The organism is Rhodoferax lithotrophicus, assembly GCF_019973615.1.
Lineage (GTDB): Bacteria > Pseudomonadota > Gammaproteobacteria > Burkholderiales > Burkholderiaceae_C > Rhodoferax > Rhodoferax lithotrophicus.
Map to the genome: position 1 here is coordinate 1,893,311 of NZ_AP024238.1, position 16,879 is coordinate 1,910,189.

Annotated in this window: 16 protein-coding genes; 6 read left to right on the forward strand and 10 right to left on the reverse strand. The window is 55.7% G+C overall.

The features are described 5' to 3' along the window. Positions 1-141 precede the first annotated feature (141 nt). Positions 142-1,227 carry a TRAP transporter substrate-binding protein gene (locus LDN84_RS08740; protein WP_223911275.1) on the forward strand — a complete coding sequence of 362 codons (1,086 nt, stop codon included), beginning with the start codon at positions 142-144 and terminating at the stop codon, positions 1,225-1,227. A 267-nt stretch (positions 1,228-1,494) separates the two neighbouring features. Continuing rightward, on the forward strand, positions 1,495-2,577 hold the full coding sequence (locus LDN84_RS08745; protein ID WP_223911277.1) for a TRAP transporter substrate-binding protein: 1,083 nt from the start codon (positions 1,495-1,497) through the stop codon (positions 2,575-2,577). 162 nt (positions 2,578-2,739) lie between these two features. On the opposite strand, the gene LDN84_RS08750 is transcribed toward LDN84_RS08745, so the two are convergent. The 3 genes from LDN84_RS08750 to LDN84_RS08760 form a co-directional block, all read right to left on the reverse strand. Continuing rightward, a complete protein-coding gene (locus LDN84_RS08750) occupies positions 2,740-4,494 on the reverse strand; it encodes a TRAP transporter large permease (RefSeq protein WP_223911280.1) in 1,755 nt (584 codons plus the stop codon). A gap of 14 nt (positions 4,495-4,508) precedes the next feature. After that, the gene (locus LDN84_RS08755; RefSeq protein ID WP_223911283.1) at positions 4,509-5,117 is read right to left on the reverse strand and encodes a TRAP transporter small permease subunit; all 609 of its coding nucleotides are present in this window, start codon (positions 5,115-5,117) and stop codon (positions 4,509-4,511) included. A gap of 172 nt (positions 5,118-5,289) precedes the next feature. After that, positions 5,290-6,402 carry a substrate-binding domain-containing protein gene (locus LDN84_RS08760; RefSeq protein WP_223911285.1) on the reverse strand — a complete coding sequence of 371 codons (1,113 nt, stop codon included), beginning with the start codon at positions 6,400-6,402 and terminating at the stop codon, positions 5,290-5,292. Between the two features lie 147 nt (positions 6,403-6,549). On the opposite strand from LDN84_RS08760, the gene LDN84_RS08765 reads away from it, so the two are divergent. From LDN84_RS08765 to LDN84_RS08780, 4 genes are read left to right on the forward strand one after another with little or no spacing between them, the layout of a single operon-like run. Then, entirely contained in the window at positions 6,550-7,239 is a 690-nt protein-coding gene (locus LDN84_RS08765; protein ID WP_435405946.1) for an ABC transporter permease, read from the forward strand. Between the two features lie 11 nt (positions 7,240-7,250). Continuing rightward, complete coding sequence (locus tag LDN84_RS08770) at positions 7,251-8,033, forward strand: ATP-binding cassette domain-containing protein (RefSeq protein ID WP_435405947.1); 783 nt, start codon at positions 7,251-7,253, stop codon at positions 8,031-8,033. Further along, the gene (locus tag LDN84_RS08775) at positions 8,030-8,878 is read left to right on the forward strand and encodes an ABC transporter substrate-binding protein (protein WP_223911291.1); all 849 of its coding nucleotides are present in this window, start codon (positions 8,030-8,032) and stop codon (positions 8,876-8,878) included. Before LDN84_RS08770 ends, LDN84_RS08775 begins: the two co-directional genes overlap by 4 nt. Positions 8,879-8,886: 8 nt before the next feature. Further along, positions 8,887-9,732 carry a molybdate ABC transporter substrate-binding protein gene (locus tag LDN84_RS08780; protein WP_223911295.1) on the forward strand — a complete coding sequence of 282 codons (846 nt, stop codon included), beginning with the start codon at positions 8,887-8,889 and terminating at the stop codon, positions 9,730-9,732. A gap of 7 nt (positions 9,733-9,739) precedes the next feature. Here the strand turns inward: LDN84_RS08780 and LDN84_RS08785 are convergent, their stop codons facing one another. The 7 genes from LDN84_RS08785 to LDN84_RS08815 form a co-directional block, all read right to left on the reverse strand. Continuing rightward, complete coding sequence (locus LDN84_RS08785; RefSeq protein WP_223911298.1) at positions 9,740-11,185, reverse strand: NAD(P)H-hydrate dehydratase; 1,446 nt, start codon at positions 11,183-11,185, stop codon at positions 9,740-9,742. 3 nt (positions 11,186-11,188) lie between these two features. After that, the gene (locus LDN84_RS08790; RefSeq protein ID WP_223911301.1) at positions 11,189-12,076 is read right to left on the reverse strand and encodes an MBL fold metallo-hydrolase; all 888 of its coding nucleotides are present in this window, start codon (positions 12,074-12,076) and stop codon (positions 11,189-11,191) included. A gap of 9 nt (positions 12,077-12,085) precedes the next feature. After that, positions 12,086-12,928, reverse strand: coding sequence for an HDOD domain-containing protein (locus tag LDN84_RS08795; protein WP_223911303.1), 843 nt, complete (start codon positions 12,926-12,928; stop codon positions 12,086-12,088). A gap of 244 nt (positions 12,929-13,172) precedes the next feature. Next, positions 13,173-14,411, reverse strand: coding sequence for an ROK family transcriptional regulator (locus tag LDN84_RS08800; protein WP_223911306.1), 1,239 nt, complete (start codon positions 14,409-14,411; stop codon positions 13,173-13,175). Next, complete coding sequence (locus tag LDN84_RS08805) at positions 14,408-14,860, reverse strand: RbsD/FucU family protein (RefSeq protein ID WP_223911309.1); 453 nt, start codon at positions 14,858-14,860, stop codon at positions 14,408-14,410. Before LDN84_RS08805 ends, LDN84_RS08800 begins: the two co-directional genes overlap by 4 nt. Before the next feature lie 20 nt (positions 14,861-14,880). After that, positions 14,881-15,678, reverse strand: a complete 798-nt coding sequence (locus tag LDN84_RS08810) for an ATP-binding cassette domain-containing protein (RefSeq protein WP_223911312.1) — start codon at positions 15,676-15,678, stop codon at positions 14,881-14,883. Positions 15,679-15,813: 135 nt separating this feature from the next. Further along, complete coding sequence (locus tag LDN84_RS08815) at positions 15,814-16,773, reverse strand: ABC transporter permease (RefSeq protein ID WP_223911316.1); 960 nt, start codon at positions 16,771-16,773, stop codon at positions 15,814-15,816. Positions 16,774-16,879 lie beyond the last annotated feature (106 nt).

Consider the following 16,879-nt stretch of genomic DNA (forward strand, 5'->3'; position numbering starts at 1 on the left):
TGACGCAGGTTTTGACTGATCAATATCAGGGAAAACCCTGATATTGATGGATGGGCTTCTTACAATCCTGGTGACTGTGACGGGTGACAGCGATACAAGCTGGTACCCCACAAGCTTTTAATCACTACTGGAGAATACCCAATGGATCGTCGTTCAATCATCAAACATGCCGGTTTGGCCGGTGTCTTGACTGCGGGAGTTGCACCTGCCGTGTATGCCCAAGGGGTCAATGTGCGTTGGCGCCTGGCTTCAAGCTTTCCGAAGTCGCTGGATACTATTTATGGCAGCGCGGAAATGTTTGCCAAGACCATGAAAGCCTTATCCGGTGGCAAATTTGAAGTCAGCGTGCACGCTGCCGGTGAGTTGATGCCAGCGTTTGGTGTGGTGGACGCGCTGCAGAACGGCACCGTTGAGATGGCACAGACGGCCTCCTATTATTTCACCGGGAAAGACCCCATTTTTGCCTTTGGCTGTGCAGTGCCATTTGGTTTGACCGCGCGGCAAATGGATGCCTGGATGGATCATGGCAACGGCCGCAAGCTGATGGATGAGTTTTATGCCAGATACAACATCAAGAGTCGCAGTGCGGGCAACACCGGTACGCAAATGGGCGGCTGGTACCGCAAGGAGATCAAGACGGCCAACGACCTGAAGGGTTTGAAGATGCGTATGGGCGGAGGCTTGTTTGGTGAGGCCATGCTCAAACTCGGTGTGGTGCCGCAGAACATGCCGGCCGGTGATGTGTACCAGGCACTGGAAAAAGGCACGCTGGATGCGGTTGAGTTTGTGGGTCCTTACGACGATCAAAAGCTCGGATTCAACAAGGTGGCACCTTTCTATTACTACCCCGGCTGGTGGGAAGGTGGTGCGGAGCTGGAGTTCTACATCAACGCCAAAGCCTATGCAGCGTTATCGCCAGAGTATCAAGCCATGGTAGATGCGGCAACTGCTGTGGCCTCCCGCGACATGACGGCCAAGTACGATGCCTTTAACCCGCTTGCTTTGAAAAAACTGGTGGCCGCCAAGACACAGTTGAAGGCCTTTCCCAAAGAGATCATGGATGCAGGATTCAAGGCTTCGATGGAGGTTTTTGCCGCACATGAGGCAATTTCACCCGAATTCAAGAAAATTCACCAGGACATGCGTGCCTTTCAGCGTGAGCAAATCCTGTGGCAACGTTTTTCCCAGTTCCGGTTTGACAGCTACATGGCCACGGTCAAGATTTAGCCGTTGCAGGTATGTTGCCTCATGTCTATGGCATGGGGTGTTTCCTTGTGACGGTGTTGATGAATTGAATTATTTTCACGGTCGTTGTGAGTAGATTCTTACTCCCTTTGGGGGGGAGCCTCTTTGGGGTCGAATTGTGTCCCAGAGAGAGGGAAAACCCGCATGGGGGTGGTATCCAGCGTTCCATAGAATGCTCAGTGACTTTGTCGGTCATCACCCGCTACCCGCTGGGTGAGCTATTCAATCTGTAAACCCAGGAGTAAATCAATGGATCGTCGTTCCGTCATTAAAAACGCTGGTATTGCTGGCGTACTGGCTGCAGGCGCTGCACCGGTGGTGCATGCCCAGGGCGCTGCCGTTCGCTGGCGTCTGGCCTCTAGTTTTCCAAAATCGCTCGACACCATTTTTGGCGCTGCTGAGACCATTGCAAAAAAAGTAAGTGAAATGAGCGGTGGCAAGTTCGTCATCTCAACTCATGCTGCTGGCGAGTTGATGCCTGCACTTGGAATTGTGGATGGTGTGCAAAACGGTACGGTGGAGTGTGGTCACACCTGCGCTTACTACTATTTTGGCAAGGACGAAACCTTTGCAATGGGTACTTCGGTGCCTTTTGGTTTGAATAGTCGCCAGATGTCTGCCTGGATGTTTGAGGGCAACGGTGGTAAGTTGATGCGCGAGTTTTATGCCAAGTACAACATTGTGAATTTTCCGGCTGGCAATACCGGTGCCCAAATGGGCGGTTGGTACCGCAAGGAAATCAAGAGTGCGGCTGATATCAAGGGGCTCAAGTTCCGCGTTGGTGGTTTTGCCGGTAAAGTGATTGAGCGCATGGGTGGCGTGCCAACCAGCATTCCTGGCGGTGAAATTTACCAGGCCTTGGAAAAAGGCACGATTGATGCCGCAGAGTGGATTGGACCGTACGACGATCAAAAGCTGGGCTTCAACAAGGTGGCTCCGTTCTACTACTATCCTGGCTGGTGGGAAGGTGGCCCAGAGGTGGATTTGTTTGTTAATGACAAAGCCTATGCCGCTTTGTCGGCTGAAAATAAGGCCATTCTTGAAGCGGCAACAGCCTATGCACACATCGAAATGCAAGCCAAGTACGATGCCAAGAATCCCATGGCTTTGAAGCAATTGGTGGGTGCCAAGACCAAGGTATTGCCTTTCCCGAAGGATGTGCTGGATCTGGCTTTCAAGGAGTCGATGGCTCTTTACGAAGATCTTCGCGGCAAAAACCCGCAGTGGAAAAAGGTGTACGACGACATGTCAGCTTTCCGCAAAGATCAAAACCTGTGGTTCCGTTTTACCGAAGCCAAATTTGACTCTTTCATGCAGTCGCAAAAGCTGTAATCGGATTTACACCGCATTCTTCAAAGCCCCGCTTAGCGGGGCTTTTTTTTCGTCTGCTGACAGTCCTGACAAGCATCCTGAGATAAAAAAAAGCCCCGAAGAAATCCTCCGGGGCTTGCCGCTGAATGACCACCGTCAAGGCCGATGACGGTGGGTGGATTTTTACTTCTTCATGGATTCTTCCATGGCCTTCATCGGGTCGGCATCACTTTGATTGGAGTCTGCAGCAGGGACAGCTAATTCACCGTCAGGCATGGATGCAGCTTCTGCGGGTGGGTCAGCCTGGACTTCCAGCACCACCTTGTCCAGGTCAATTTTCTCGGTTTTGTCCAGACCACTGGACACAATCCCTGGGAATGCAATGATGGCAGAGACCATGATGATCTGAATGATCACAAATGGAATCGCACCCCAGTAAATCTGCATGGTGGTCACGGGTTGGATCAGCTTCTTGGTTATCTTGTCGGTGTATTCCCGTCCCGGTGCCACGCTGCGCAGGTAGAACAGGGCAAAACCAAACGGTGGGTGCATAAACGAAGTCTGCATGTTCACGCCCAACAACACACCAAACCAGATCAGGTCAATGCCCATCTTTTCGGCCACCGGTGCCAGCAAGGGCACCACAATGAACGACAGCTCAAAGAAGTCAAGGAAAAAAGCCAGGAAAAAAATCAGCACGTTGACCACGATCAGGAAGCCCGTCTGGCCACCTGGCACCGCTGTCAACAAATGCTCCACCCATTTGCCACCATCAACACCTTGGAAGACCAGGCTGAACACGGTGGAGCCCACCAGGATAAACACCACAAAGCTTGACAGCTTGGCGGTGGTGGTCAGCGCTTGCTTCAGTAGTTTCATGCTCAGGCGACCCCGACCTATGGCCATGATGAAAGCCCCCATGGCCCCCATGGCACCGCCTTCCGTAGGCGTAGCAACCCCGAGGAAAATGGTGCCCAGCACCAGGAAGATCAGCAGCAGCGGAGGGATCAGCACAAAGGTCACACGCTCAGCCATGCGAGACAGCAGTCCCATGTGGGTGGCCTTGTTGATTAGTGCGAGTACAAAGGCCAGTGTGACGCCAGCACACAGTGCCACCACAATGGTTTCGTCGGTTGCCACGATGGTCACAGCTTCATCCTTGAACCAGCTGATCACTTTGGCGTAGTTCTGTCCGAAGACCACGGTTACCACTGTGGTCAGCGCAGTTAAAACCCCCAGGGAGCGCAGACCGCTGCTGCCGTCATCTTCACGAATGGTACGAGCTTCGGCTGGCAGGGCAGGAACCCAGCTGGGGCGGATAAATGTCAGCAGAACGACGTAGCCCACATACAGGCATGTCAATGCAAAGCCAGGAATGAACGCACCCTTGTACATCTCACCCACACTGCGGCCTAACTGGTCGGCCAAAATAATCAACACCAGGGAGGGAGGAATGATCTGCGCCAAGGTGCCCGAGGCAGCGATCACACCGGAGGCTACGCGCCGGTCATAACCGTAGCGCAGCATGATGGGCAGCGAGATCAGGCCCATGGAAATCACCGAGGCGGCGACCACACCGGTGGTGGCGGCCAGTAGGGCTCCAACAAAAATCACTGCAAAAGCCAAGCCACCACGCAGCGGACCAAACAACTGGCCAATGGTGTCGAGCAAGTCTTCGGCCATGCCGCTGCGCTCCAGGATCAACCCCATCAGCGTGAAGAAGGGAATAGCCAGCAACGTGTCGTTTTGCATGATGCCGAAAATACGCAACGGCAGCGCCTGCAGCAATGACTCGGGAAGAAGACCGAGCTCAATGCCGACAAAGCCAAAGAACAGGCCGCAAGCACCCAGACTGAAGGCAACCGGGAACCCCAGGAGCAGGAACACGATCAGCCCCATGAACATGATGGGGGCAATATTGGTGGTTAAAAATTCCATGTAGGTCTCCGGGCTCAGGCCGCGTGGGCTTTAGCGGCTTTTTCTTCAGCCAGTTTTTGAATGGCTTCTGCCAACTCTTCTTCAGCAGTTTTTTCAACTACTTTTTCAGTAGGATCTTCAATCAGACCCATCAGGAAAGCTATCCGTTTGATGAGCTCGGAAAGACCTTGCAAAAATAGCAAGCCAAAGCCCAGGGGCATCATGGCGTAGACCGGCCAACGGATCAGGCCTCCTGCATTGGAAGAGATTTCACCAGAGTGAAAACCTTTGAGGAAAAAAGGCGTGCTGAACCACAGGATGGCTGCGCAAAACGGCAGCAGGAAAAAGGTAAAACCAAAGATGTCGATCCATGTCTGGGTGCGTTTGTAAAACCGTCCGTAGAGTACGTCGATCTTGACGTGTTCACCGTTGAGCAGCGTGAACGCTGAGCACAGTAAAAAGGTGGCAGCAAACAGATACCATTGCACTTCAAGGTACGCATTGGAGCTGACATTGAATGTTTTTCGGACGATGGCGTTCACTGCGCTGATCACCGTGGAGGCCAGGATCAGCCAAATGACATATTTGCCAACAAAGCGGTTAAGCCCGTCAACTCCGTTCGAGAATTTTAAGAGTGCCTGCATGGTGTCTCCATTGTTTAAAGTTGTTGCAATGTAACCACGGTAGTGGTGTGGTGCAATGTTTCGGCTCACGAAGTTTAGCGGCTGACCATGAGTGAATACTTGAATAATTTTAGGGGTAAGGCTGAAAATATTTATGAAAGCGGGTTATGCGTAGATTGCCTTGCACAAGTGGTTAAGCAGGCACCTTTTTGTGTGAAAAACTCCACCATGGCAGCACTTTTCGCATCGACAACACTTCCCCACTTTGTTGGCTAGCGTAACCGGGAATCACACCTACCCGAGCTTGCCAGTCTGGTGTTTGCAGCAGCTGGCGCAATTGTTGTACCCCAGGCTGCTCCAATGCCGATTTCAAGCACACCAAGTGATAGCGCTCATCGACCAGCGGCACAAAGTCAAGCCCGGCATGTTGTGCGGCCGCAGCAATACCCAAGCCCGCATCACATTGGCCAGAGGCGACCAACTGAGCCACCGCCGCATGCGACGGTTCCGCCCGGTCGTAGCCCGAGAGGGCCGTTGCGTTCAGGTTGGCTTGATCCAGTAGCTCATCCAGCACCACGCGGGTGCCCGAGCCCAACGCACGGTTGGCAAAACGGGCATGCCGGGTAGCTACGTCGCTGAGTGAGCGTAGTGCCAGTGGGTTGCCAGGGGCCACCATCAGACCCTGAGTGCGCCTGGCAAAACCAATGATCTTGTGCAAGCCAGGTTGCAGCAGCGGCTTGTAAGTGCGTTCACTGCGGGTTTTGGGGCTGCTGTTCTCCAGGGTATGAAAGCCAGCCATGACACAACGGCCTTCGTTGAGAGCCCGGATGGCATCCACGCTGCCGGTAAAACGCACATCCAGATGCAGGCGACTGGCTTCATCGGGGCCGCGCAGGGCAATTTCGCGCAAACTGGAGATAGCTTCGTCATGGCTGGCGTAGAGCGTCAGGACATGGACGCGGTCATCAAATGCCTGTGCAAAACTGCGTTCCAGCTCTGCGCGCAGCGCTTCAATTTGTGGTGCCAGCCGCGCTTGCGCCTGGCGCTCGGCCCACATCAGTTTGGCTGCAAAGTCGGTCAAACGGGCGGATTGGCCTTTTTCCCACACCATCAGTTCGTTCCCCAACTCGTTTTCCCAGCGCTTGAGCTCACCCCATACATGGCGGTAGCTCAAGCCCAATGCCCTGGCACCACCCGAGATGGAGCCCTGGTTGCTGACGGCTTGTAGTAAATCAATCAGTGGATTGCGAACCAACGCTGGACTGGCATCGCGAGAGAGGGTGTAATGAAGTTGAAGCCTATGCACGGTAGTTCATATGGTCAGGGATTGAATCGGTCACTACGATACCGCAAACTACAAAGTTTCCCGGTTGTCATCACCCACTCTTCTGTTTTTGATCCTTTGACTTCTTTTACTGATAGCGCTAGCACCGCACTGCAACTCATCATCCACATGGATTCAGGCTTACTCACTATTGTGGGTCGGTCTTTATCTGTCAGCGCCACGGCATGCCTGATCGCTTGTGTTCTGGGTCTGGTGCTCGGGGCCTGGTTGGGGGTGGCCCGTTTTGCCGGGCGCGGTATGGTGTTGACCCTGCTCAATACCTTTCTGGCTGTGCCCTCGGTGGTGGTTGGCCTGATTGTGTACCTGCTGCTGTCGCGTAGCGGGCCATTGGGCTATCTGGGCTGGCTGTTCAGTTTCAAGGCCATGGTGATTGCGCAAGCTGTACTGGTGTTGCCGGTTGTGACGGCACTGACGCGTCAAACGGTGGAGGACGCTGAAGGTTTGCACGGTGAGCAACTACAGTCTCTCGGGGCCACACCACTGATGCGCAGCCTGTTGTTGGCCTGGGATGAGCGTTATGCCTTGCTGACGGTGTTGATTGCGTCTTTTGGCCGCGCGGTGTCTGAAGTGGGGGCCGTGATGATTGTGGGTGGCAATATTGATGGATTCACCCGGGTCATGACCACCGCCATTGCCCTGGAAACCAGCAAGGGTGATTTGCCGCTGGCGCTCGGTTTGGGGTTGATTTTGCTGGTGGTGGTGCTGTTACTGAATGTGCTGATTGCGCTGGTGCGGCGTTGGCGTGAGCTTTATGAAAGTGGCTCGGCACAGTCCTTGTCTCTAGGAGTGTCTGTTTGAAGCCTGCCGTCATGATGGACAGGCACGCCGATGCCTTGATCACCAGGGTCAGCCTTGTGTCTCCCGCTGAGCCAATGTTTGCATTGCATGCAGCCAGCGTGCATTTTGGTCAACCCATGCGGGCGGTGCGCGCATTGACAGAAGTCACGTTGAGTATTCATCCTGGTGAACGTGTGGCTTTGGTGGGGGCCAATGGCTGCGGCAAAAGTACCCTGTTGCGTTTGTTGCACGGTTTGCTTGCACCGACAGCAGGGCAAGTCCGCAGCGTGCCGAACCATTGCCAGGCCATGTTGTTTCAAAAACCGCACTTGATGCGCTTGTCGGTGCAATCCAATATTGCGCTGGGTTTATGGTTACGCGGCATGCCCTGGGGTGTGTCCAGAGTCAAAGCCCTGGAGGCATTGGCTCGGGTTGGTCTGAGCGCGCTGGCACTGCGCAGTGCACGCAAACTCTCAGGGGGGCAGCAACAGCGTGTGGCCATGGCAAGAGCTTGGGCCTTGCAGCCACAAGTGCTGCTGCTGGATGAGCCGACTGCCAGCTTAGACCCCCACGCCAAGCGTGAGGTTGAGGCGTTGATTGAGGAGTTTGCTCAATCCCAGGGCGGCGGGCGAGGAATGACGTTGATTTTTGCCAGCCACAACCTCGGCCAAGTCAAGCGCCTGGCCAGCCGGGTGATTTATCTTGAACAAGGTCGTGTGTTGGCCGATTTGCCTGTGCACGATTTTTTTAGCGGGCCGTTGCTGCAACAGCAGTATCCGGCGGCCCATTTGTTTGTTAAAGGAGAAATGGTATGAGTACAGCAAAATATTTTAAGATTTTTAGGCCTCTAGCGCTTGCTCCGCGTGCGCGATTAGCTATTTTTTCAATAGCATCTATCGGTGTCACCCTGAGTGTGCAGGCACAGTCGATTGTGGTGGCCTCAACCACCTCCACCGAGCAATCCGGCCTGTTTTCGGTGCTGCTGCCTGAATTCAAAAAAGCCAGTGGCATTGACGTGAAAGTCGTGGCCTTGGGCACAGGTCAAGCCATTGACATGGGGCGCCGGGGTGATGCTGATGTGCTGTTTGTGCACGACAAGGTGGCCGAAGAAAAAGTGGTGGCTGAGGGTTTTGCCGTCAAACGTATGGAGGTGATGTACAACGACTTCGTGATGGTTGGCCCAGCAGCCGACCCGCTCAAGGTCAAAGGCAATGATGTGGTGGAGGCACTGAAAAAATTGGCAGTTGCCAATGGCCCGTTCATTTCACGCGGTGACAAAAGCGGCACCCATGCCGCCGAGCTGCGTTTCTGGAAGCTGGCGGATCTGGCCGACAAGCAAGGCAGCGGCTACAAGTCCTGCGGTTGTGGCATGGGCCCAGCGCTGAACATGGCCTCCAGCACCAATGCGTACGTGCTGACGGATCGCGGTACCTGGCTCAGCTTCAAAAACCGGGGTGATCTGAAAGTGCTGGTAGAAGGTGACAAGCGCCTGTTCAACCAATATGGCGTGATGCTGGTCAACCCGGCCAAACATCCGCATGTGAAGGCCGCAGACGGACAAAAATTTGTGGACTGGGTGGTTTCACCGGCAGGGCAGGGTGTGATTGCCAGCTACAAAATTGACGGTGAGCAACTGTTCTTCCCGAACGCAGCCAAGTGAGGTGAACCATGACCATGCGCTTGAACAGGCTATGGCTGGGCTCGGTGGCGGTAGTTCTGGCCTCTTGTGCCAGCGTGGAAAAACCCCCTTCAAAGGCAGCTGCCAACCCTGCTGTGACCCCCCAGCTTGCCGTTTCGGTGTATGCGGCCGGCAGCTTGCGCGGTGCCATGACCACCATTGCCAAAGACTTTGAGGCGCGCACCGGCCAGAAAATTGCCCTGACCTTTGGCGCATCAGGTTTGCTGCGTGAGCGCATTGAGAAAGGTGAGGCTGCGCAGGTGTTTGCCTCTGCCGACAATGATCATCCGCGGCGCTTGGCGCAGCAGGGGAGCTGGCAGCCGTCTACCGTGTTTGTGCGCAACACCTTGTGTGCTCTGACCAGTGACAAGATCAATGCCAGCCCGGACACCTTGCTGGCTACATTGTTGCGCGCCGATGTGCGCCTGGGTACCTCCACACCCAAGGCAGATCCTTCAGGCGACTACACGTGGGCCATGTTTGAGAAAGCCAACGTGTTGCAGGCAGGTGCGTTTGCCACACTTAGCAGCAAAGCGCACAAACTGGTGGGTGCGGTAGATTCACCCCAGCCGCCAGACGGGCGGCTGGCCTATGCCTGGATCATGGACAAGGGAGATGTGGATGTGTTCCTGACCTATTGCACCAACGCCGTGGCGGCCCAAAAAGAAGTCCCTCGCCTGAAGGTGGTGCAGTTGCCGCCCGAGCTTAAAGTCGGCGCAGCCTATGGCATGACCGTGCGTCAGGGCGCAGCCCCAGCCGCCAGTGCATTTGCCAAGGCCTTGCTGGCTCCCGAGGGGCAAGCGGTGTTTGCCCGGTTCGGGTTTGGCGCGCCTTAAGCTGCTGTCAAGCCGCTTGAGCGGCCAGTTTGGATGCAGTCAGCGGCGTGGTGTCTGGCCAGAGGTCTGCCAACTCGCCATGCCGGAAAACGGCATCGCAGGCGGCCTGAAAAGCTGGTTGACCGGATGCCAATCCGGCTCCCAGCATGCCTGCCAACACATCACCTGTGCCAGCTGTAGCCAGTTTGGCATTGCCTGTGGGGTTGATCACCGATGTTTGGCCAGGGGCTGCAATGACGCTACCGGATCCTTTCAACACCACCACACACTGAAACTTTTCCTTAAGCTGTCTGGCCGCCTCTAGCCGGTTGGCCTGGATTTGCTGTGCCGTGCAGTTCAGCAGCCGTGCTGCCTCCAGTGGATGGGGGGTCAGCACGGTGGTCAGTGCCCTGCTTGATCGTTGGATCAAAAGGGTTTGAAACAGGGTGCTTTTTGATATGGAATTCAGAGCATCAGCGTCAAGTACAACAGGCGCATCAGACGAAAGTACGGATTCAAGCATGGCTTGAACCGCGTCACCCCCACCACAACCACACACCACCGTCATGGCTTGGTTGACGAGGCTGTTGACGGGTCTGAACATCAATTCTGGCCAGGTGCTGTCCACACTTTGGCTGCCGCCATCAAGCAAATCTACCAGCACCCGGCCTGCACCTGCGTGCAGCGCGGCACTGGCGGCCAGCAGGGCTGCACCGGTCATGCCAGGCGCTCCGCCGACGATGGCAACATCGCCGTAACTGCCTTTGTGGCTGGCATGGCTGCGCTGGGTTGGTGTTGGGCGGGTACCCAGACGGGCATCCGCAGACGCACCCGAATCCGCAGCCACCCCCAAATCATCCAGCCAGACGGTGCCACACGCATCCCGACCATGAGCCGTGAACAAACCAGGTTTCAGGGTGAGCAAACTCAGGGTGTGTTGGGCCTGGACGTGCAGGCGTGTGCAGACCCCGGTGTCTGCATGTAGCCCGGAAGGCAGGTCAATGGCCAGCACCGAGGCTGCACAGGCATTGATCTGTGCCATCCACTGCGCCATTTGCCCCTCTGGTTCACGCTGGTAGTGGCCAATTCCCAGCAGGGCATCTATCACCCCATCGGGATGGTCCGGTGGGCTTGGGCTGAAGGTGATGCCTGCAGCAATGGCACGCCGATAAGCGGCTGCCGCGTCTGCCGGGGCCCGGTCGGGTTGACCCAGCCAGGTCACGATGGGTGTTTTGCCCCATTGCTGCAAATGGATGGCCGCTTCAAGTCCATCACCACCATTGTTGCCGGGGCCACAGGCAATCCAGATCCGCTGTGCATGCGGGGTGAGCGCCAGGGCCAGTTTGGCTGCGGCCAGACCGGCGCGCTGCATCAATGTGTGCGAGGGGAGGGCCGCTTGCCAGTGCTCTTCAATCAGCCGGGTGCTTGCCACGCCGTGCAGCGGATAACTTTGGCCGGGTAGGATGTGCTGCACGGTTTAAAACTCAAAAGTCTCGCCTTCGCGTGCCAGTCGGTAGTCGGGGTCGCCGGCCAGCCTGGGGTGCTCTTGCAACACTTGGGCAAAGGCTTGTTCAAGTGCATCGTCACTGCGCGTGGGTTCGTGATGGGTGCAAAACAGGGTTTTGACCTTGGCCTGTTTGGCGTAATTGATGCTGGAGTGGAAGGTGCCATGCCCCCAACCCTTTTTGGAGGAGTACTCGGCCGTGGTGTAAGAGCAATCGGCTATCAGTACATCCACACCGGACATGGCTCGCATGATGTTGGCCGTTTTTTCATCAATGAAGCTTTGGTACTCGGCGTAATCCGGGTCGCTGGGTTCGTAAATATTGAGAGGTGGCTCGTGGTCTCCGGTAAAAAACATGGACTTGCCATCAGCCTCGATCCGGTAGCCAAAATCCACCACCGGGTGATTCATCAGGCAGGGTGTGATTTTGGCGGAACCAATCTGGATACTCTGATCCGGTGCCAGGGTGACATATTCAATACGGGCCTTCATTTCAGCCTCGCGCACGGGAAAGTAGCTGTATTGCAACTGAACAGACATCACCTGTTCGATGCCTTTGCCAGACACCGGGTCAAATGCACCATGCAGGCGCAGCGTGTTGCCGGGAATGAAATTGGGTACAAAAAATGGCAGGCCCTGAATGTGATCCCAGTGGGAGTGGGTGATCAGCACATTGGCGGTCACCGGGAGTTCGCCCAATAAGGACTGTGACAGCGGGAAGATGCCGGTGCCTGCATCGATGATGATGAGCTCGTTGCGGTCGGTACGAATTTCAATACACGTGGTGTTGCCACCATAACGCACGGTAGAGGGGCCCGGTGATGCTATTGACCCGCGTACTCCCCAGAACTTTATTTTCATGGCTGTACCTTAAATATTGGCAAACAATTTGGCTTCTTCGAAGGCGGCGTTTAAATCACCTGCTGCAAGGATAACCTCTTCCAGCGTGCCTCCCATGGCTTTGGCAACCAATGGTGGCAGCTCGTAGACACGGGGGTTTCCCGCAAAACCAAAACCCAGTTCCTTGCTGATCTGATTGGCGGTGTAGACACATGAAAACAAATCCGTGTCGAGGGACTGGGTATCGTATTGATGGGCAATGGTTTCAATCAGGCTGGGAGCAAAGCGCCATTTTTCGACCAGCATGGCCCCAATGACCGCATGATCTGCACCCAAGGACTGCTGCAAGGCCTCATGCAGCGAGGAGCCGTTGGCTTCACTTTGTGCCAATGCCTGTTTGAATTCGTTGGGCATGAACTGGGCGCAAACCACCTTGCCAAAGTCATGCAGCAGACCACCAATAAAACAATCCATGGGATCGGCATCATCCATGCGCAGGGCCAATTTTTTGGCAATCACGGCGGTGGACAAGGAATGCAGCAAATATTTGCCAATATCAAACTCAGCGGCGTTGTGCCGCGGCAGCATACCAATGGCGGCAATGCTCAAGGCCAGATTTTTGATGGTGTTGAAGCCCAAATACACCACGGCATGGTTGATGGAGGTGATTTGTTTGGGCAGGCTGTAATACGCTGAATTCACCACTTTCAAAATCTTGACGGTGACCACCGGGTCTTTGTCAATGATTTGAACCAAGTCTTTGGGGGTGGCATTGACATCACGGGTCAGTTCCAAAATTTTTTCAACACTTTTGGGAAACGCAGGCATCCCATCAACGGCATTGGCGAGTTTTTGTGAAAGTTCAGGCGACATGGTTGGATTGTCTGTCAAGCAAACGGGAAGTGGGTGACTTCAAATTTGAATCCGCCCTTGGATTTGAGACTTCTACCCGTTAAATCGACACGGTTAAATGGATACCGGGTTGATGGGGTTGACGGTCTGAGTGGGTTTGCCTGCCCCGATTGCCAAACGGTATAAGCCCAGCAGGCGTGTTGCCTGCAGAGTCATGTGGCAGCGCTTCGCTTTTGAGTGAGCCAAGTGCTGGATGGCCCAAATACTATGAACCTGTTTTGAGGAATAAATCCTGGTCCGGCGCAAAATTGGCGTGTAGCGGCATCAGCGCACCACCCAGGGCGCGGGCATCAGGGCCGACCACACCGGCGATTACATTGGCATTCCACAGGCCTTCCCAGTTGTAGCGCTGCAACGCTGCCTGGGTGGCCGCGATCAACTGGGCCAGCAGGGCGCGGCTGAATGAGCCATCGACCACTACCGCGTCAATGTCCAGAAAAGCCGTGCCACTGACCACCGTGTGTGCCAGGGCGTTGGCGGCGTTGTCAATCCAGCCTTGGGTTTCTTCGGCAAAGGGGGGTTGCAAGGCGCGCTCGTCATATGCCGCATGCGGGTTCAGGCCGTGGGCTGTGAAGCGCTGTTCCAACTCCCACAACGAGGCCAAACGGATCAATTGTTCGGGGGGGGTGGCCTGTGCTGAAGCATGTGCCAAACTCATCGGCAGCGATGCGACCGCCCCGGCATTGCCATGTACACCGCCGTGCAGGTGGGAGTTAATGACCAAACCACCACCGACAAAGGTATCGACAAACAAGTAGAGAAAATTTTTCAGATCGCGGCCACGGCCTTGTACCAGTTCGGCTACACAAGCCGCTGAGGTGTCTTTGGCAAAGCTGACCGGTACATCCGTCATGCTTTGAACCTGTGCACGCAGGTCGATCTGGTTCCACTCTTCAGACTGCTCGTCAGACAAACCCAGCATACGGTGCCAGCCACCCAGTTGAAAAGGGGCTGCCACGCCCACGCCTACCAGCCGGTCGCGCAAGTCGCCAAGTTCATCGCTCAGGGTTTGCATGTGTTGGGCCATGGCTGGCAGCAGGGTACTGGCATCAGGAAACACATAGTCCAGACTGTGGCGCAGGCGCACCTGCCCGGCAAAGTCCACCAGTAACCAGTCCGCACTGCGTCGGCCCACTTTGATGCCAATGGCAAACGCACCGTTCGGGTTCAGCGTCAAGGGAACCGACGGTTGGCCGATGCGCCCGCGCACCCTGTCTTGCTTGAGGATCAGGCCATCTTCTTCCAGCCGGGTAGTGATCAGGCCAATGGTCTGTGCGGTCAATCCGGTCAGGCGGGCCAGGTCGGCTTTGGGCAGGCTGCCGTTGAGCCGAATGGCCTGTAGTACCACGCGCTCATTAAATTGGCGCATGCCTACATGGTTGGAGCCACGTGGGCGCAGCAGGGCAGGGGGCTCAACAGGGGTGGCGTGGCGGGGTGGTGTCATGGGCGCAGATTTTCACCGATGACCCCTTTGCGCAAGATGAAGTTGCCAAAAGGCTGTTTTTCTCCCGTCAGCACAATGGCGTAAGCGGCACGTGCACGGTCATAAAAAGCATAGCGCTCAACGGGCTCTACGCTTTGGTTGGGCAGCATTTGGGTTGATAGAAGAGCGATCACTTCGCGCTGCATGGCAGAACAGTAGCCTTCTGGCTGGTTGCTGACGGCCATGAACCCTGCCGGGTGAGTCACATCGGTGGCCAATGGCAGCAGGGTGGTGACCGCCGCCACCGCTTGAGCCATCGAACTGCACGGCAGTCTGATGACAGGTTTGCCTGCAGCAATGCTCATGGCGGTGAAGTTGGCATCGGCCAGCACCAGTGCATCGTCATGACCCATTTCCATCATGATTTTGAGTAGCTCGGGTGTGAGCAGTGGGGGGATTCCTTTAAGCATGAAAGTCTTTCAATAGCGGCTTATGCGTGCGCGTTGGCGGGCAATTCATGGACCGTTTTGGCACCCGTCATCACCGCGACGGTGTCGCTCATGCTGATGGTTTTGGGGTTAACCACAGCCGCGCGTTTACCCAGGCGCTGGATGTGAATGCGGTCGGCTACTTCAAATACATGGGGCATGTTGTGGCTGATCAAAATCACAGGCAGACCCTTGTCACGCACCCGGCGAATCAATTCCAGCACCATGTTGCCTTCTTTCACACCCAGCGCAGCGGTGGGCTCGTCCATGATCACCACGTGTCGGGCGAAGGCAGCCGCACGGGCCACCGCCACACATTGACGCTGACCACCCGACAGGGTTTCGACCGCTTGTGTCATGGAGCGGATGCCGACTTTCAGGTCATTCATGCGGGCAATGGCTTGGGCCAGCATTTCCTTCTTGTCCAGCAGGCGCAGCCATTGGCCGATCAGGCCGGGTTTCAGGAGTTCGCGGCCCAGAAACAGGTTTTCGGCAATACTCATGGCCGGGGCTACCGCCAGATCTTGATAAACGGTTTCGATACCAGCTTTGCGCGCGTCAATGGGTGACTTGAAATGCACCGGGTTGTCGTCCAGTCGCAGCTCACCTTCGTCGGGCACGGTGGCACCTGACAAGGCTTTGATCAGTGACGATTTTCCGGCACCGTTATCACCAATGATGGCCATGATTTCGCCAGCACGTAGTTCAAAGTCGGTGCCGTCCAGCGCGGTGACCTGGCCATAACGCTTGACCAGACCTTTGGCCTGCATCACCAGAGGTTGTGATGTGTGTTGATTCATGTTAGTTCTCCAATGTGTGAGGCAGTGGCTGCACGACAGGTTTGAGCCTGTACACGCCACAGATCCGGCTTGGCCGGGCCGCTGGCATGGTTTCCCTTGAGGGCGAAGATGCACAGTGGCTCAGAGGGGTGTTCACTACCTTGCACCCTTGCGTGACATCTGGTCGGCAGCAACTGCCAGGATGACCAGAATACCGGTGATCAATGTTTGGTAGACCGAGGCCACGCCCATCAGCGTCAAGCCATTGCGGAACACCCCCACAATCACGGCGCCCACCAAGGAGCCCAGGATGATGCCGCGTCCGCCAAACAGGCTGGTGCCACCCAGCACCACGGCGGTGATGGCATCGAGGTTTTCGGTTTGCCCGGCATTGGGGTCGCCGACACCGGTTCTGGCGACCGACAACATGGCGGCAATGCCATAAAACAAGCCTGCCATGGCATACACCGTGATCAGCACGCGGTCAACGCTGATCCCGGTCAGCCGGGCTGCTTCGGGGTTGTTGCCCACTGCATACAAATGGCGGCCAGGTGCGGTTTCACGCAACACAAACCAGGCCAGCACATACAAGAGCAGCATGGTCACCGTGCCCAGGCTGACTTCTGTGCTGCCCAAATTAAACGTATTGCCCAAAGCGGTCATGGACTCGGGCAGGTTGGAAATGGTTTGAGACTCTGAATAAATCTGGGTGATGGCAAATGCAATGTTCAACGTGCCCAGTGTCACGATGAATGGTGGCAACTTCACGCGAGTCACCAGCAAACCATTGAGAAAACCAAAACCCACGGCCACACCAAGCCCGCAAGCGGTGGCCAAATAAGGGTTCATGCCGTAATCAACGGCAAATTTGGTCATGACGACACCACTCAAGGCCATCACCATGCCGCATGACAGGTCAATGCCGGCCGTCAGAATGATGAGTGATTGACCAATGGCCAGCACACCAACCACCATGACTTGTTGCAATACCAAAGACAGGTTGGTACCGCTCAGGAATCGCTCGGTTTGGAGGGCGAAAAACAGGCAGGTGACTGCCAGGGCTATCCAGGGGCCAAGGGCTCCCCAGGGAATAGGGCGTTTGCTTGTCGTGGACATCACAGACTCCGGGTAAAAACAGATGAACAGGTTTCTGCGTGGCAGGGCACGTCAGTTTTCTTCACCCAGAGGGCAGGGCGCTCACCAGTCCAGGATATCTTCCTAT

What these genes read in the sequence shown, in the direction of transcription:
- LDN84_RS08740 (WP_223911275.1), top strand. Translation starts at nt 142, where the DNA reads ATGGATCGTCGTTCAATCATCAAACATGCCGGTTTGGCCGGTGTCTTG.
- LDN84_RS08745 (WP_223911277.1), top strand. Translation starts at nt 1,495, where the DNA reads ATGGATCGTCGTTCCGTCATTAAAAACGCTGGTATTGCTGGCGTACTG.
- LDN84_RS08750 (WP_223911280.1), bottom strand. Translation starts at nt 4,494, where the DNA reads ATGGAATTTTTAACCACCAATATTGCCCCCATCATGTTCATGGGGCTG.
- LDN84_RS08755 (WP_223911283.1), bottom strand. Translation starts at nt 5,117, where the DNA reads ATGCAGGCACTCTTAAAATTCTCGAACGGAGTTGACGGGCTTAACCGC.
- LDN84_RS08765 (WP_435405946.1), top strand. Translation starts at nt 6,550, where the DNA reads ATGGATTCAGGCTTACTCACTATTGTGGGTCGGTCTTTATCTGTCAGC.
- LDN84_RS08770 (WP_435405947.1), top strand. Translation starts at nt 7,251, where the DNA reads ATGATGGACAGGCACGCCGATGCCTTGATCACCAGGGTCAGCCTTGTG.
- LDN84_RS08775 (WP_223911291.1), top strand. Translation starts at nt 8,030, where the DNA reads ATGAGTACAGCAAAATATTTTAAGATTTTTAGGCCTCTAGCGCTTGCT.
- LDN84_RS08780 (WP_223911295.1), top strand. Translation starts at nt 8,887, where the DNA reads ATGACCATGCGCTTGAACAGGCTATGGCTGGGCTCGGTGGCGGTAGTT.
- LDN84_RS08790 (WP_223911301.1), bottom strand. Translation starts at nt 12,076, where the DNA reads ATGAAAATAAAGTTCTGGGGAGTACGCGGGTCAATAGCATCACCGGGC.
- LDN84_RS08795 (WP_223911303.1), bottom strand. Translation starts at nt 12,928, where the DNA reads ATGTCGCCTGAACTTTCACAAAAACTCGCCAATGCCGTTGATGGGATG.
- LDN84_RS08800 (WP_223911306.1), bottom strand. Translation starts at nt 14,411, where the DNA reads ATGACACCACCCCGCCACGCCACCCCTGTTGAGCCCCCTGCCCTGCTG.
- LDN84_RS08805 (WP_223911309.1), bottom strand. Translation starts at nt 14,860, where the DNA reads ATGCTTAAAGGAATCCCCCCACTGCTCACACCCGAGCTACTCAAAATC.
- LDN84_RS08810 (WP_223911312.1), bottom strand. Translation starts at nt 15,678, where the DNA reads ATGAATCAACACACATCACAACCTCTGGTGATGCAGGCCAAAGGTCTG.
- LDN84_RS08815 (WP_223911316.1), bottom strand. Translation starts at nt 16,773, where the DNA reads ATGTCCACGACAAGCAAACGCCCTATTCCCTGGGGAGCCCTTGGCCCC.